Consider the following 15,745-nt stretch of genomic DNA (forward strand, 5'->3'; position numbering starts at 1 on the left):
CTCTTATATGATTAGCATGAGTGAAGCTCTTTCTTTGGCGATACGGGTGGCTCTGGCTGATTCTTCCGTCTGTTTGAATGGAGCCGGAATCTGGCCGGGGTCACTAAGTTGAAAGTTCAATTCGCATTTTTTAGCGAGTACCCGTATGATTTGTACGACTCTCTCAAATTTAACTTTACCATATTCTTGTTGTTCATAACGTTGGATTTGTTGTTCCGGCACTCCTATTTTGTCTGCCAGTTCCTTTTGGGTGTATCCGGAAGCTATACGCAAGGCTATGATAGATTTAGGAAGGTTTTCGTTCGTAAAAGACAGGTGTTGCCGGTTTCTTAGTTTCTCGAATTCTTCGATTTCCGAACTCAAGTCTTTCAACCGGCAGCAGTATGCTGCTTTTTGCATACGGTCGGTCAGTTCTTCTTCTTTTATCTGATACAAGGCATCCAGCAACTCTTCCATTTCCTGTTTGGCGCGTGTCAGTTGGCTTTCGTTCTTAATCATATCTTAGTTCAGATTTATTTTTATTATTCCCTTTTTCTTCCTCTTTGCTCCTTTTATTCCTTGAAAGAAATCCAGATAGGAGATATTCAATCCTGCATAAAGGCTGTAGAAGAATAGCTCTCCTTTGAATTTTTGTTTTTGCGTTTCCCGCAGTTTATAATCGTCAGTGAGGAGCAGGCAAGGCTCTTGTCTTTTCAGTGTCTTGAGAGATTGTGCGCTTCCTTTGAAGCAGGCATCCCAGTCGTCGGGTTCCAATTTGTCGGTAACGAAGCTACCGTCGATATAGATAGCTTCGCAACCGCAAATCTTTAGTATATTTATAACTTGGAGTAAGCCTTCCAGCAGTTCTTTACGTTTGGGGCTGAATCCGAAGGTTGTTTCAAATTCTTCCCAACTGAGCGTGTGAATTCCTTCAGGCAAATATCCTTCTTTATTAAATTCCATAATCACACATCATTTCTGTTGTGCAAATATAGAAAAAAATACCAGGATATTGAAGGATGGGTAGTTTTATTTCTGTCTTACATCTATTTCTGTCTCACATCTTGCTTGTTGGTATTAAAACCAAGTTTTGTTAATCCGGCTTGTACGTCGGGATGGCTCATGAAGAGTTTCCATAACAAGCCGGTGCGGTAATTCTCGATCATGACGGCAATAGGGCCCTGGTCGATGGCAAGGTAACGTTGTGGATACCAGTTGTCCGTTTCGCTGAAAGCGTCGTAGAATCCGAAAGGACCGAACACTTTGTCACCCATGTTATACAGATGGCGCATTACCTGCATGGACTCCTCCGGCGTGTAGACAATGGATGAAAGTGCGGCGGTAGGAGAGATGACACCTTTATCATCCTGTTCGTTGGGTGAATGGGCGGCATATCCGTCTACGGAGTAACTGGCAGTCAGTCCCCAGCAATCGGGTCCGAAACCTTTGTAATGTTTGGGGTTGCGGATGCAATAGGCACGGTTTACTAACGTCAGGTTACGCATTTCGTGGAAATAACTGGGGCAATATTCATCTTTCAGTCCCACAGGGTCAAGTCCGAGGAAAGAATATTGTGCCCAGAAAAGCGGTCCGGCTTCCGTTCCCTGATAGCGGAGATGCAGTTCGATTCCTTCCACTTTGTGCGGAGAGACGATGGCGCCGTTCTGTGCCCATCCGTCGTGGTAGACGGCAGCGGGTACTCCGTGCGTCGGCGAAGCGGCGGCAAGGATATACATAATCATGCATTCGTTGTAACCATGAACGGGGAAATCCATTTCCCAGCCATACGTAGGACTCCAGTGCCAGTAAAGAACGTTTTGTCCACCTTTCCGGTACCAGTTCCAGTCTACATCACGCCATATCCGGTCGATACGCTGGGCGAGTGCTTTTTCCTGCTCGTTTCCGTTTACATAATATTGATGTACGGCAAGAAGCCCCTGGATAAGGAAAGCGGTTTCCACCAGGTCACCACCGTTGTCTTTCTGTCCGAAAGGTTTCACCTTTCCGGTGTCGCCATACCACCAGTGCGGATAAGCTCCGTGAAAGCGGTCGGCTTTCTCAAGGAAGGAGACGATACGATCCATGCGTGCCAGTCCCTCTTCACGGGTGACATAGCCGCGGTCTATTCCGGCAAGGATAGCCATGATGCCGAAGCCGCTGCCGCCGGAAGTGACGACGTTGGCGTCGTTCTGCGGATATACACCGTCTACATGATAGCGTTCGGGGGCAAGACCACTGTTCGGTTCCGCACCTTCCCAGAAGTAGAGGAAAGTCCTTCGCTGAACAGTATCCATTAATGCATCGTCCGTCAGTGAGTCGGTAGCGGTAGAAAGGTTGTCACTTTTGCTTTTCCCTTTACAGTTCTGGAAAGTTAGGGCGACAGCGGACAGGAACAGCAGCATGAGAGGGAGTGCGCTCATTTCTGCGAGTCTTTTATATTTATTGTTCATAATCAAGGTAATAGTTTATTAGATTAGGCACGGATTACACGGATTACGCTATTGCTTTATGTAATCACAATTCTTAAAACCGTGAAATCCGTATAATCCGTGCCTAAGAGTTTAGTTTAACGTAAATTTCGCCGTTTTCACATCCCGGCTGTTCGTTCCAATCATCACTTCAAAGTCGCCCGGTTCGGCTACCAGTTGAAGGTCATAGTTGTAGTATCTCAACATTTCAGGAGCAATCTTGAAACGGACAATCTTCATTTCTCCCGGTTGCAGGAATATCTTTTCAAAACCTTTCAGTTCCTTTACGGGACGGGTGCTGCTGCCTACTACGTCACGGATATAGAGTTGCACGACTTCCGAGCCGGGCCATGTACCGGTATTGGTCACTTCCACTGCTGCGGTCAGTGAACCGTTCATGTCCATGCTGGAGTGGCTGAGGTCAATGTCGCTGTAAGAGAAAGTGGTATAAGAAAGTCCGTATCCGAACGGATAGAGTGGCTCATTATCCACATCCAGATAGTTGCTTCGGAACTTCTCGAACCATTTACCTTCTTTCAATGGACGTCCCGTATTCTTATGCGCATAATAAAGAGGAATCTGGCCGACATTCTTCGGGAAAGTCATCGTCAGCTTGCCACCCGGATTGACATAACCGAAGAGAGCGTCGCCGATGGCATAAGCCGCTTCACTGCCGCCGAACCATACATTCAGGATGGCAGGCACGTGTTCCTGTTCCCAGTTCAGTGTAAGCGGGCGACCGGTGAATAGTACAAGCACTACCGGTTTTCCTGTTTTTACTAATTCTTTCAGCAAGTTCTGCTGTACATCGGGGATATTCAGTTCTGTGCGGCTGCTGCTTTCGCCACTCATTTCCGAAGATTCGCCAAGTGCTGCGATGATAATATCCGACTGGCGGGCTACGTTCAGAGCTTCGTCCAGCAACTGCTGGTCTGTGCGGTTGTCACGATTCAGTGAACGGCCGAACATTGTTGCCCGTTCTTCGTAAGCGGCATCGCCAATCAGATTGCTTCCTTTGGCATACATGATATTCGCTTTTCCGGCAGTCATTTCTTTCAGTCCTTCCACCAATGAAGGAGAACGGTCGAGCACGGCAGCTACGCTCCATGTACCCGGCATATTGCTCCGGCTGTTGGCTAACGGGCCGATGACAGCGATATTGCCTTTGGGATTGAAAGGAAGAAGAGGTTCTGCAGGAGAACCCGGATGAAGCGTCACGTTGTCGTTCTTTAAGAGGACGAAACTTTCTGCTGCGATTCTGCGGGCTGCGTCACGGTGCGCTTTCGTAAAGATGTCACGTGCCGGGCGTTTCGGGTCGCAGTATTTATAAGGATTATCAAACAAGCCGAGTTTGTATTTGGCTTCCAGGATGCGGCGGCAAGCCGTGTTCAGTGTTTCCATAGAAACTTTGCCTTCCTGAACGGACTTCTTCATTGTTCCCACAAAACCTTCGCTTACCATATCCATGTCGACTCCGGCATTGATGGCACGTGCGGATACTGTTTGCAGGTCGCCGATACCATGGTCTATCATTTCAGAAATACCAGTATAGTCGGTTACAACGAAACCATTAAAGCCCCATTGTCCGCGCAGAATATCTGTCATCAGCCATTTGTTGGCTGTGGCGGGTATGCCGTCTACTTCGTTGAACGAGGCCATCACACTGCCTACTCCGGCTTCGACGGCTGCTTCATAAGGAAGCATATAGTCGTTGAACATCCGTTGGCGGCTCATGTCTACGGTGTTGTAGTCACGTCCTGCTTCCCCCGCGCCATACAAGGCAAAGTGTTTCACACAAGCCATGATTTCATCGTTGCGCAGCATATTCTTTCCCTGATAACCGCGTACCATTGCTTCGGCAATCATGGCTCCGAGGAACGGGTCTTCACCGCTTCCCTCGGATACACGTCCCCAACGAGGGTCGCGTGAAATGTCCACCATCGGGCTGAATGTCCATGAGATACCGTCGGCGCTGGCTTCTACGGCTGCGATACGGGCAGACTCTTCGATGGCTGCCATATCCCAGGTACAAGATAAGCCGAGTGGGATAGGGAACATTGTCTCGTATCCGTGAATGACGTCCATGCCAAACAGTAATGGAATACCCAGGCGGGATTCTTCTACAGCCTGCTTTTGTACTTCGCGTATCTTTTCCACTCCTTTCAGGTTGAATAAACCTCCTACTTCGCCTTGCTTGATTTTGGCGGCAATATCACTGCTTTTGGCTTGTCCGGTGGTAATTTCTCCGGTGACGGGGAGATTTAACTGTCCTATTTTTTCTTCCAAGGTCATTCTATTCATCAGTACATCGATGAAGCGATTCATGTCCTGTGGCGACTTCTGTGCCGACGCGGTCAGAAGACCTGCGGAAAATAATAGGATGGATAAACTTAACTTCTTGTATATCATATTATTATATCTATTTCAGTATTCTTGCTATAAAGCCCTCCTTATACGCTGAATGTCCGGCACCGAGGAGGACATCGTTCGGCACCGAGGAACAGTAGTTCCGGCACCGAGGAAACAACCGTTCGGCACCGGGGAACTTTCTTATTGGTAATCGGGATTCTGTACCAGCACTCCTTTTGACTTATCTATTTCTGTCTGAGGTAATGGAAGTAGTGCATTTTTGTCCTGATAATTTGTTTTACCGGCTGCGTGCAATACTTCTTTGGCGATGCCCCAGCGGACGAGGTCGTAGAAACGGTCGAATTCCATCCCCAATTCCACACGACGCTCGTGGCGGATAGCTTCGCGCAGTTCGCCTTGGTCGGTAGTTGTTACTTTGGGTAATATATTGTCGTTAGTACCTCTGGCACGTGCACGTACTTGTTCCAGATAACCTACAGCTTCTCCGGGAATTCCCTTCTCATTGGCTGATTCGGCACCCATCAGCAGTACGTCTGCATAGCGGATTAAGCGGATATTCACCCAAAATCCCTTGTTTGTATATTCTTTACGCAAGGCAGGGTCGGTATAAGCCTTTTTGTTGAAGTAAGCGCCTATTGCCGGAGAAACCGGGGATTCTCCGTAAGGTTCGTTGGTGTTTTCGGGAGTGACAGGCTCGTCATCCGATTTACGGAAGTAGAGTAGGGTGGCATTCTTACGTGGGTCGCCCTGTTCGTAGGCTTGTGCCAGGTATTCGGTTGCCATATTCCATCCCCAGCCTAAGTCCCACTGGCCTGCTCCACGTACACCTTGCACTTCACAGAACTGGCTTCCGATAACGTCACTTTGAGGAAGAGCGGCGGTAGCGGTACATTGTAATTCGAAGATAGAACCACCGTTGTTTTCGCCTTCATCCGTGAATATTTCATTATACGGGGTTTTCAGATTATAAAGCCCTTTTTTAATGACGTCGGTAGAGGCGGTGTACATATTGTTCCAGTCGTTACGCATCATATAAGTACGTGCGTGCAGGGAACGTGCGGCACCCCAGGTCAGGCGTCCGGTATATTCGGTATTCCATGTCTCGGGCAGAGACTCTTCTGCTGTTTTCAGGTCAGCGTCTATCTGCTCGTAGATTTTATCGGCGGTCGTTTTCGGAATATTGGCTTCCGAGGCATCGTTGATTTTATAAGTCACGAGAGGTACTTCTCCGAAAGCTCTTACCAGGTTGAAGTAACAGTAAGCACGGAAGAAAGATGCTTCTCCTTTATTGATAATATCTTCGGCTTCCGTCTGTCCTGCCGTCTCTTTTTCGGCGATGGCGGTAAGTATGTCATTACATTGATAGATGATGGCATAATTCCTTCCCCAGTAGGCACCCAGCAAACCGTTGGTCGGTGTATAAACGAAGTCGTCATACATCTCGGCTACGTCAGAACCGTCACTGGATATACTTCCTTTTTCCGCGTCCTCGGAACGAAGACTGTGGATGGCAAATGCAGGAGGTCCGGCAGTAACATCGTAGTTACGCATCAGTGTGTAGACATTATAAATCTTACCGTTGACTAGTGCGTTCGGATTATCATCCTCGGTGAACTGTCCTTGCGGACTGCGATCCAGGAAGTCACTACAGCTACCCAGAAACAATGCGGTAGCGGCAATAAAGGCTGAAAATATATATTTATCTAGTTTCATACAATTATTAGTTTTAGAAAGTTAAGTTGATTCCGAAGGTGTAGACTGCCGGTACGGGGTAGCTCCCGTTGTCTACGCCGAATGCGGTAGCCGTGCCACCCAGTTCCGGTGTATATCCGGTGTTATGCTTCCATGTCTTCAGGTTCTGTATGTTGACATAAACTTTCAGGGCTTGCAGGCGTATCTTGGCGAGTAAGCTCTTGTCGAAAGAGTAAGCTAGTTGTACATTACGGATACGGAAGAATTTACCGTCCTCAATGTAATATTCCGAGTTCATTGTATTGATGGAATGTTTGGTGTTCAGCAATGGCTGGCTGTTTGAAGTGCCTTCCCCGTGCCAACGGTCCATGCGTTGTGCCAGATAGTTGAACTGGGCAAAGTTGTAATTATCCCAGGTACGGTAAATTTTGTTTCCGCCTTGTCCCATCATGTCAATGCCCAGCGACCAGTTCTTGTAGTCAACTCCGAGAGAGAAACCGTAAGTCACCTTCGGTGTCGGGTTGCCTATCATCGTACGGTCTTCCGGGGTAATCTTTCCGTCGCCATTCACGTCGGCGAATTTCAGGTCACCGGGGGTAACTGTGGCGAGGGTATTCTCGGGAGATGAGTTGATGTCAGCCTGTGATTGGTACACACCTGCCACCTTGTATCCGTAGAAGTATCCGATAGGATAGCCCGCCATCGTATAGCTCTGCTGCTTGTCTCCGGCAATGATAGAATATCCGTCCTGGACAAGGCTCTTTACTTCATTCTTGATGGTAGTAAGGTTGGCACTGACGGAATACCCCCATTCGCCGATTCGGTCACGCCAGGTCACTGCCATTTCCACACCTTTATTCTGAATCTGTCCCAAGTTGCCGATGCCGGGGATTGTTCCTGAAATACCGGGAACTTCAGCGAGCAAGTCTTTGGTATTCTTCATATAATACACACCCTCGAAGTGCAGGCGGTTGCGAAGCAGGTTCGTTTCAAAGCCCGCTTCCCAGGCTTCCACCTTTTCCCAGCGAAGGTTCGGGTTGGGCAGATAGGCAAGCTGGTATCCCGGATAAATGATAGAAGGCCGGCCGAATACTGCCGAATAGGCATTGGTCAATAACGGTTCGGCAGGATAGGCTTTATCCAGGTTCTGATTACCCAATGTACCGTATGATGCCTTGATTTTCAACATATCCAGCCACTTGATATCTTTCATGAATTCCTCTTCACTCATCAGCCAGCCGCCACCGAGTGAGAAGAAGTTCTGCCATTCGTTGCCTGTATAGGAGAAGGCTGAAGAGCCGTCCCGGCGGAATGAACCGTTGAACAGATATTTGCCTTTATAATTATAGATGACACGTGCCAGCATAGACAGGGTGCTGCGTTCCCATTGCGTGCTTCCGTTGGTAGCGGTAGCAGCATCTCCGATGCTGACAAACCACTTGTCCGGATCGTCGGGAATGACCAGACCTACTCCCTGTTTGCGTGCTCCGTCCAGTCGGCTCAATGAATTATAATAGGTAGTAAAACCCGCAGTAGCTGTCAGGTTATGATTCCCGTTATCAAAGCTGTTGGTGTATGTCAGTACGTAGTCGCTCTGCACTTTCGTTTCGGTCTCCTTGAACTGGCTGACTTCCGTCTTTCCTGTGCCCAAAGTAGAAACATCTCCTTTCACCGTAGAGTCGTACACTTTGATGATAGGAGTGTAGGTACGTCCGTTATTGGATGCATAATCCATGGAGAATGTCGCCCTGAAAGTGAAATGTTTCAGGAAATCCACTTCACCGAAGATGTTTCCCGATGCACGGTAATTCTCGGCTTTGGTAGTATTGGCTTTCAGTCCGACGTCCACCATCGGGTTGTTAATCTGTGCTTTCTGAAATTCGGGCAAAGAGGTATACAACCCATATTCATTGTTATATACCGGAGCGATAGGAGTGGCGCGAAGCGCGTTCAATACCTGCTTGGAATCGGCTGGGAGCATACGTGCCCCGTTGAATTGGAAACCGACTTTCAGGAAGTCTGTGATTTTATAGTCATTGCTGGCATTGATAGTCACCTTGCTGAATTTCTCATGCTCGATGTTACCTTGCTCGTAAGAGTAGCCTACACCCAGATAGAAACTATGTTTGGGTGAAGCTCCTGTGATACTTATATTATTGTTGGTGATAAAGGCTGTCTGGAAAATCTCGTCCTGCCAGTCGGTGTTTGCATCCCAGCCGGTATAATCGAACGGGTCATCTCCCTGATTGGCAAGCTGCTCGCTATACAACTCCTTAAATTGCGAGGCATTCACCATTTTCACTTTATCCACTACTTTCTTGAATCCGAAGGAGGTGTTTATGTTCACCAATGTCTGTCCTTCTTTCGCTTTCTTGGTGGTGATGATGATGACACCGTTCGCACCACGGACACCGAAGATGGCGAGGGATGACGGGTCTTTCAGAATCTCCATAGACTCGATATCCTCGGGGTTGAGGAAGTTGATGTTATCGTTGAAGAGTCCGTCAACGATGTAGAGGGGTTTGTATCCGTTGATAGAGTTTGTACCGCGGATACGGATTTCCGGGTCGGCGCCGGCACGTCCGGAGTTTACAATTTGTACACCTGCCACCTTGCCTTGCAGGGAAGAAAGCGGGTTCATCGCCGGCTTGTTGGCTATCTCTTCTCCTTTGACGTTGGTGATAGAACCTGTCAAGTCTCTTTTCTTTGCACTACCGTATCCGATAACGACTGTTTCGGCTAGTACTTGCGAGTCTTCTTTCAAGGTGACGTTGATAACGTTCTGTGCTCCCACTTTGATGCTTTGTGAAGTCATACCTACGTATGAAAATACAAGTACGTCCTCCGGGGTGACAGAGATCGAATATTTACCGTCCATATCCGTGATGGTTCCGGTGGAAGTTCCTTGTACGAGTACCGATGCACCGATTAATGGCTCATTGGCAGCATCCGTCACTGTTCCTGTCACTGTCTTGGTCTGTGCAAAGACAGATGCAGAAACCAGTAGCAGGCAAGTGAGCGCAATGACGCCCTTTAGCCTGGTGGCTTTTGTCTGAAGATGTTGTAAAAGTCTAGTCCTCATTGCATTAAATTTTTCCATTTGTTACTATTTAGGTTGAAGTCTTTTTTTTCTGCCGTCTGCCGGCGAAAGTAACAAAATGAACAAACGAAATGCAAAAAAGATTTTGGAAAAAGAAAGAATGCCCGATTTTAACATTGGGGGCTTGTTTTTTGTGGTACGATGTTTATGATATGATACTTGTAGTAAGATAATTTTATAGATAATGTTTGGGGAATTGTATCTTATTTGTTAAATTGCGAATCCTATCTATAAATCATATGCTATGAGGTTTTGTTTTATAATGATTTGGATTTGTCTTGTTGCTATTTCATTATTTACATCTTCTTGTCGGAAGGATAGTAACCCTGAATCATGTCTTTTGAAATGTGCCGATTCGCTTATGCAAATATCTCCGGATAGTGCTCTGCCAATGCTTAAGTCTATAAATTATCCCGGAAAACTCTCGAGAAAAGAAAGAGCAGATTATGCAATCTTATATTCACGTGTACAGGATGAATTACAAATACGGAAGACGAGTGATTCATTAATTCGTGAAGCTGTGAATTATTATGCGGGAGGACGAAATAAGGAGAGAGAAATGCAAGCGTATTATTATTGGGGATGCGCTAATAAGGATATGCGTAAAATGAGAGCTGCGGTGAATGCTTTTCTGAAAGCTGTAAAGGTGATGCCGGATAAGTGCGGCGGTTTATATTTGGGAGCAATCTATGTAAAACTGGCTGCCTGTTATGAAGATCAGGATATGTATGCAGATGCACTAGATATGTATCGGAAAGCTTGTAAAGTATATCGTGAGCAGCATAATGAAATGGAACTTTGTTATGGTTATCGTGGAATGGCAGTCATACATCATCTTCAGAATCAATTGGACAGTTCTCTCTTGTATTATCAAAAGGCTTTATCTATTGCCGAAAAATATGATGATAAGCGCTGGCGTTATGTAGTACTAAGCGATTTGGCGCATATCTATGAAAAGAAGAAAGACTTTCAGAAAGCATATTTGTGCGTTTCATTATCTATTGCTATTGCTCCTTCAAAGGATAGGCTTTGGGCTGGGTATTTTCTGAAAGGACGAATCTTGAAGCATATGAACCAGGTGGATTCTGCCCGTTACTATTTTAATATCGCTAAGACATCTCCTTATATATATAGTCATGCAGGTAGTTGCTATGAGCTTTATGATTTAGAAAGGAAACAGGGAAACTTCTCGGCAGCAATGGCTGCCGTCGATTCTTTTCTTATTTTATCTGATTCTATACAAGAAACGACTAATGCGTTAGAAATAGAAAAAATGGTGGGTAGATATGAGGCAAAATTGATGCAACAACAATTATTTTTGAATAATAGAATTAAACTACTGTCTCTGGGTGGTCTATGCGTCTTGATTATTCTTGTGTTTCTATTGAAGGATAGGCTAAGTAAAAATAAAATAATCAAATTGCAGAAACAACTCAATGGATTGAAAGCTGGTATTTTACAAAATACATCTTTTGATGAGGATACTAATGCTGCTTTGGACTCTATAAAACCCGAAAATGAGGACTTTGAGACGTATTTTAAAATGAAGCTAGATTTGTGCCTTAAATTATACAAAGAAAGTGATGTTTACAGAAAAATTCATGTGATTGAAAATGATGAGCTACGTCATAAGATTCATTTAAATGCTGCTGAACGTCAAAATATCTGTGAATCTCTTTATGAGAACTTCTGCGATTTGATGGCTGACTTGAAATCACAGTGTACCAACTTGACAAAACAAGATATTCTTTATTGCATATTCCTGATGATGAACTGCCCGAAATATGTGATACTACTCTGTACTGGTATTTCTGAGGGAGCTTTTAAAACTCGGAAGAGTAGGATTAAAGAAAAATTAGGTGATAAGCTTTTTAAACTTCTTATTAATAAGGAATGCTGATAAATAAGCATTGCATTTCTATCTTCCAATCATGTAATTATCCTTGTATCTTGTTTTGTAACTAAAATTGTAACCTCATTTGCTTGGATATTAGAAGAAAAGTGGCTTCATTTGTTTCAATTAATAGCTTTAAATATACTCGTTCCGGAACTATGATAACACTTCATTGGGAAGTTATTCTGAAGAATTCAATAAGATTGAGTATCCATGAGAGGTGATACAAATCTTAGTTTGAATATATATGAAAAGTTTTTAGGATTGGAAAAGTCTTTTCATAAATTGTTTGATTTACTAAAAAAGAGAATACCATGAAAACCAAAGTCTTTATTTTTGTTATTTTAGGTGCATTTCTTTTGGTTAATTGTCATGAATCAGAAGGTCTGGATACCACAAACAAAGGTCTGAAAAAGTCTGTTACTATAGAAAATATAGGAGAGATTCATAATGAATTATTGGCAGCTTATTTTGCATCCCAAACAAGAGGTACTACTGTGGCTGCTAATGATATATCAAGTTATTATGATGCATTTAAAGAGGAATTATTCACAAGTGGTGAGTATGATATTAGTGGGCAAGAGATAGTGCTGTGTGAAACCTCTATTAGTGATTTTGAGGATGTAATGTCTTTGAAAATTGATAGTTCGTTTTTTGAGAATTCGTTAGACTTAGTTCTTGATAGGATTAAAAATAATGATGGGATATGCGACGAGGTTAAACATGTCCTTTATGAGATTACTGACGAGAACTGCATTTTATCTTCTTATGAATTAAGTTTATTAGCAGAAAAATATAAGAATTATGTAGGTGGGGAGTACTTAGTTGTGTATAGTAATATTTTTAAATCTTCTTCAAACTATTGGCAGCCTATGACAACAAGGAACTCTGATAATAGAAAAGTTATAGCCGCTGATTGCCTTGGTGGTTTGTTGGGTTTAACATGTTGTGGTGCGATGAGTGTAATTTGGGGGGCAGCTTTCTCTTATTCTTTGGACAAATGTTTAGATCCTGCTACAGCCACTGTAGAGACATCGGATAGTACCTCAGCAGAAGTCGATAATGGTATAGAAGAGGCTTCTACTGCTAATTATAATGGTAATGATGAAGTGTTGTAATGTTATGGAATATGTAAAAGATAATTTGACCGATATAATCATTCTCATTCTACTGGCTATTTGGGGAATGTATGAGTTGTTTATGTGGCAATCCGCATATGATGATTTAATATCTATTGCTGTTGGTTTTAGTTTGGCTTGTTTGTTCCCTTGGTGCTGTAAGAGAACAGATAAACGATTCTTAGAAGTTAGGAAAAAAGCTTTGCAGTATTCTTTTACGTTTATTATTTCTCTATTTTGTGCATTAAAAATTGTAGAGGTCTTACGTGAGCACTCCATTGAAGTTAATGCTATAAAAGTGATTTTTGTGGGTGTTGTCTTACAAAGTGCGTACTTTTTGATAATGAAACAAAAAATAGACAGATAGTTCTATTCTATATATTGATACACACTCTACAGAATCAGCAGAAATAGTAGCAGCTACTCCTTATGTTGATTAGTATTTACTTTTTAATGTTTACTAGATAAGAATGGGAAAACAAATTCATTTCTGTATATTGGGAGTCTTTGTACTTCTGAATATAATGTTTACCTCTTTGTTTTATATGAATAATAACAGCAAGATGGGATTAGGTATCGTTTTGCTGTTGCAGTTACTTTATGCTATAATGCTTTTCTTTTTTAAAGTCAAAGATAATAATTCTGTCTCCTTGAAAATGAGTATTATTGGCTCCTACGTTTATTTCATAGTGATATTTTGGGTAGTAATAAGCTTTCTGAGAGGAAATGAATATGGCTGGTTATGGTCGCTTTTAGGGGCTGTAATAGTAGGTTGTATTGTTTGCTTTTTGTTTTTTCGACGATTGAAGAAACAGATAAAGTGAGTTTTGTGCGGTTCGTTATTTCTGGATTAATAGCTTCCTGATTAGCGATAAAAGTTGTGAGTTGCTCTATTCATCGTCGGAATACTAAGCTTTTATCGCTATATCGGAACTGGTGTTGCTGTTTAAAACATTTCTTTCGCAGTCTCCATGCAGTGAATGACGTCTTCTTTTGTTCCGCTGAAAGGACCGGATTTCTCAATTTTCAATGTAGACATGGCTGCGGCAAAGCGTCCCGCGTCTTCAATGCTTGCACCTGATACCCGTTGGTACAAGTAGCCGATAGTATAAGTGTCTCCGCATCCTGTCGCGTCTACCACTTTTTCGGGTTTGTAAGCGGGAATGCGATAGAAGCCGGTTCCGTCGAAAATAAGGGAACCCATGCTTCCGAGGGTGACCAGCACTTCTTTTACTCCCCATTCGTGTAACCGGCGGGCGGCTTCGTGCGGGTCGGCGAGCCCGGTCAACACTTCCATCTCGTGCTCATTGACTTTGAGGAAATGAATATATTGCAACGCTTCCCGTTTGTCTGTCCAGTCTATCGGATACACGTGTGTGTCGCGTACTTCGCGAAGGTAACCTTGCGAGTCTACCGCTATCAACCCTTTCCGGGAAAGTTCCTTGATTACTTCCAATGAGAAATCGTCTGCCAGCAGGGAGCCGAGATGGTAAATCTCTGCGTCTATCTCTTTGAGTTGGGGGGCGGTGAAAGGGTCTGCTTTTGCCAATACACGTTGGGTACGGTCGTCGGGATTGGCTCCATAGATATTTTCAAAATATACCGAATACTTGCTGGGCAATGCGGTAACATTAATGCCTGCTTCGCGTAGTTGTTCTACTACGTTCATTTCAGTAGCACCGACTGCTGTCACTAATGCATAGTCAATATCATTAAAATGGCGGATGGCATGCGAACAATAGAAGGCGGTTCCGCCAGGCATATAGACTGTGCTTTGTGGAGTAACCACTTTGTCCAGTGTGATGTGACCGATACAGCAGAGTTGATGTTTATTCATATCCAATCAATTAAAAAGCCTTCAAGACAGTATCTTGAAGGCTTCTAGTTTTATTTCTGTGCGGATGATAGGACTCGAACCTACACGCCTCACGGCACCAGATCCTAAGTCTGGCGCGGCTACCAATTACGCCACATCCGCATGTGTAGCTTTTTTTGTTTAGCGGTGCAAAGATAGGAAGATTTTCTGATTTGACAAATTATTCGGTAATAAAGTTATTCACTTAATATCTCGAATGCCTTTTCAATCAAGGTATCTTTCTTTTTAAGTTGGTCTGCTTCAGACATATTGATGGCAATATCCGGTGCGATACCTTCTTCTAATGATTGCTTATTTTTGTCGAAGTGCGGACTCGCAGAAAAGCGGATGCTCCAACCATTCGGCAATTCCGATGAGAAAGGAAGCCCCGAACCGCCTCCGGTCCAGTCACCGACTTGGATGATTCTTTTTTCTTCATTATCCTTATTCAGGCTGCGCATTGTATTGACAAAATCGTTTGTAGCACTGTAACAACGACGGTTGGTTAGTATTACAACTTTTTTCTGCCAACGGATACTGTTGGATGGTTCCAAATAAATCGGTTCAAAGTTGGAGAAGTCGTTATGTCCCGGACCGGTTTTGTGCTTAATGTAGCCGGTTAGAGTTAACTTGTCAGTAAACCGGGCGGCAATGCGGGTAGAGTTCGTCAGATTTCCGCCGCCGTTGTCGCGTACATCAATGATTAATCCATTGCAAGGTGCCAGATAGAGGAGAACCTCGTCCAAGTTACCGTTTCCAACTCCGGCGCTGAAACTTTCATAACGGATATATCCTATATTATTATCAAATATCTTATATTTCAAGCCGGAAGCTGTGTAATAACCACTGCTGGCACTGCCCAGATAAGTCTGATAAAGAATATCTTCCCGGTAGTTCCAGTCGTATCCCTGATACCAATCATCGTAAAAAGAAGTGCGTTTTGCAGAAGAAAGATTGACATGCCCGTCTTTCAGGATATACAGCATCTGGCTTAGAATGTCGAACAGGTCATCGTTGGACATGGTCGGTATAATCAGTTTTCTGTATTCTTCGTGAACGGCATCCCAGTCAATTCCTTTTGCTTCCAGAAAACAGTACTGTTCGTCAATAATCTTCCATAGTTGCTCGAAGTTGCCTACGGGATCATTGGCGTACTCATCCTCCCTGATGCAACCGGTCAGCGCCGGCAGGCAGCAGATTAGCAAAAGTAGTTGTATAATCTTATTTTTCATTCTTGTTATCTCTCACGCTTTGAAGTTTCAACATTAA

Annotated in this window: 11 protein-coding genes and 1 tRNA gene; 3 read left to right on the plus strand and 9 right to left on the minus strand. The window is 44.1% G+C overall.

The window, feature by feature from the left end:
- Positions 1–3 precede the first annotated feature (3 nt).
- The 6 genes from BacF7301_RS06990 to BacF7301_RS07015 form a co-directional block, all read right to left on the minus strand.
- On the minus strand, positions 4–498 hold the full coding sequence (locus tag BacF7301_RS06990; protein WP_167961484.1) for a helix-turn-helix transcriptional regulator: 495 nt from the start codon (positions 496–498) through the stop codon (positions 4–6).
- A gap of 3 nt (positions 499–501) precedes the next feature.
- Entirely contained in the window at positions 502–942 is a 441-nt protein-coding gene (locus BacF7301_RS06995) for a DUF6932 family protein (RefSeq protein ID WP_167961486.1), read from the minus strand.
- A gap of 83 nt (positions 943–1,025) precedes the next feature.
- Positions 1,026–2,429 (minus strand): glucoamylase family protein, encoded by a 1,404-nt coding sequence (locus tag BacF7301_RS07000; protein WP_369805643.1) that lies wholly within the window; start codon positions 2,427–2,429, stop codon positions 1,026–1,028.
- 111 nt (positions 2,430–2,540) lie between these two features.
- Positions 2,541–4,856 carry a beta-glucosidase BglX gene (bglX, locus tag BacF7301_RS07005; protein WP_167961489.1) on the minus strand — a complete coding sequence of 772 codons (2,316 nt, stop codon included), beginning with the start codon at positions 4,854–4,856 and terminating at the stop codon, positions 2,541–2,543.
- A gap of 141 nt (positions 4,857–4,997) precedes the next feature.
- Positions 4,998–6,530, minus strand: a complete 1,533-nt coding sequence (locus BacF7301_RS07010) for a RagB/SusD family nutrient uptake outer membrane protein (RefSeq protein ID WP_167961491.1) — start codon at positions 6,528–6,530, stop codon at positions 4,998–5,000.
- 13 nt (positions 6,531–6,543) lie between these two features.
- Positions 6,544–9,609, minus strand: a complete 3,066-nt coding sequence (locus BacF7301_RS07015) for a SusC/RagA family TonB-linked outer membrane protein (RefSeq protein WP_209319509.1) — start codon at positions 9,607–9,609, stop codon at positions 6,544–6,546.
- A 361-nt stretch (positions 9,610–9,970) separates the two neighbouring features.
- On the opposite strand from BacF7301_RS07015, the gene BacF7301_RS07020 reads away from it, so the two are divergent.
- From BacF7301_RS07020 to BacF7301_RS07030, 3 genes are all read left to right on the plus strand, one after another.
- Positions 9,971–11,509: a tetratricopeptide repeat protein gene (locus BacF7301_RS07020; protein WP_167961495.1), complete on the plus strand. Its 1,539-nt coding sequence runs from the start codon at positions 9,971–9,973 to the stop codon at positions 11,507–11,509.
- 308 nt (positions 11,510–11,817) lie between these two features.
- On the plus strand, positions 11,818–12,621 hold the full coding sequence (locus BacF7301_RS07025) for a hypothetical protein (protein ID WP_167961497.1): 804 nt from the start codon (positions 11,818–11,820) through the stop codon (positions 12,619–12,621).
- Positions 12,622–12,625: 4 nt separating this feature from the next.
- The gene (locus BacF7301_RS07030; RefSeq protein ID WP_167961499.1) at positions 12,626–12,988 is read left to right on the plus strand and encodes a hypothetical protein; all 363 of its coding nucleotides are present in this window, start codon (positions 12,626–12,628) and stop codon (positions 12,986–12,988) included.
- A gap of 579 nt (positions 12,989–13,567) precedes the next feature.
- On the opposite strand, the gene BacF7301_RS07035 is transcribed toward BacF7301_RS07030, so the two are convergent.
- From BacF7301_RS07035 to BacF7301_RS07045, 3 genes are all read right to left on the minus strand, one after another.
- Positions 13,568–14,458 (minus strand): carbohydrate kinase family protein, encoded by an 891-nt coding sequence (locus tag BacF7301_RS07035; protein WP_167961501.1) that lies wholly within the window; start codon positions 14,456–14,458, stop codon positions 13,568–13,570.
- A 59-nt stretch (positions 14,459–14,517) separates the two neighbouring features.
- Positions 14,518–14,599, minus strand: a tRNA-Leu gene (locus BacF7301_RS07040).
- A 74-nt stretch (positions 14,600–14,673) separates the two neighbouring features.
- Entirely contained in the window at positions 14,674–15,708 is a 1,035-nt protein-coding gene (locus BacF7301_RS07045) for a S41 family peptidase (RefSeq protein WP_167961503.1), read from the minus strand.
- Positions 15,709–15,745: the final 37 nt, after the last annotated feature.

This window comes from Bacteroides faecium, assembly GCF_012113595.1.
GTDB lineage: Bacteria > Bacteroidota > Bacteroidia > Bacteroidales > Bacteroidaceae > Bacteroides > Bacteroides faecium.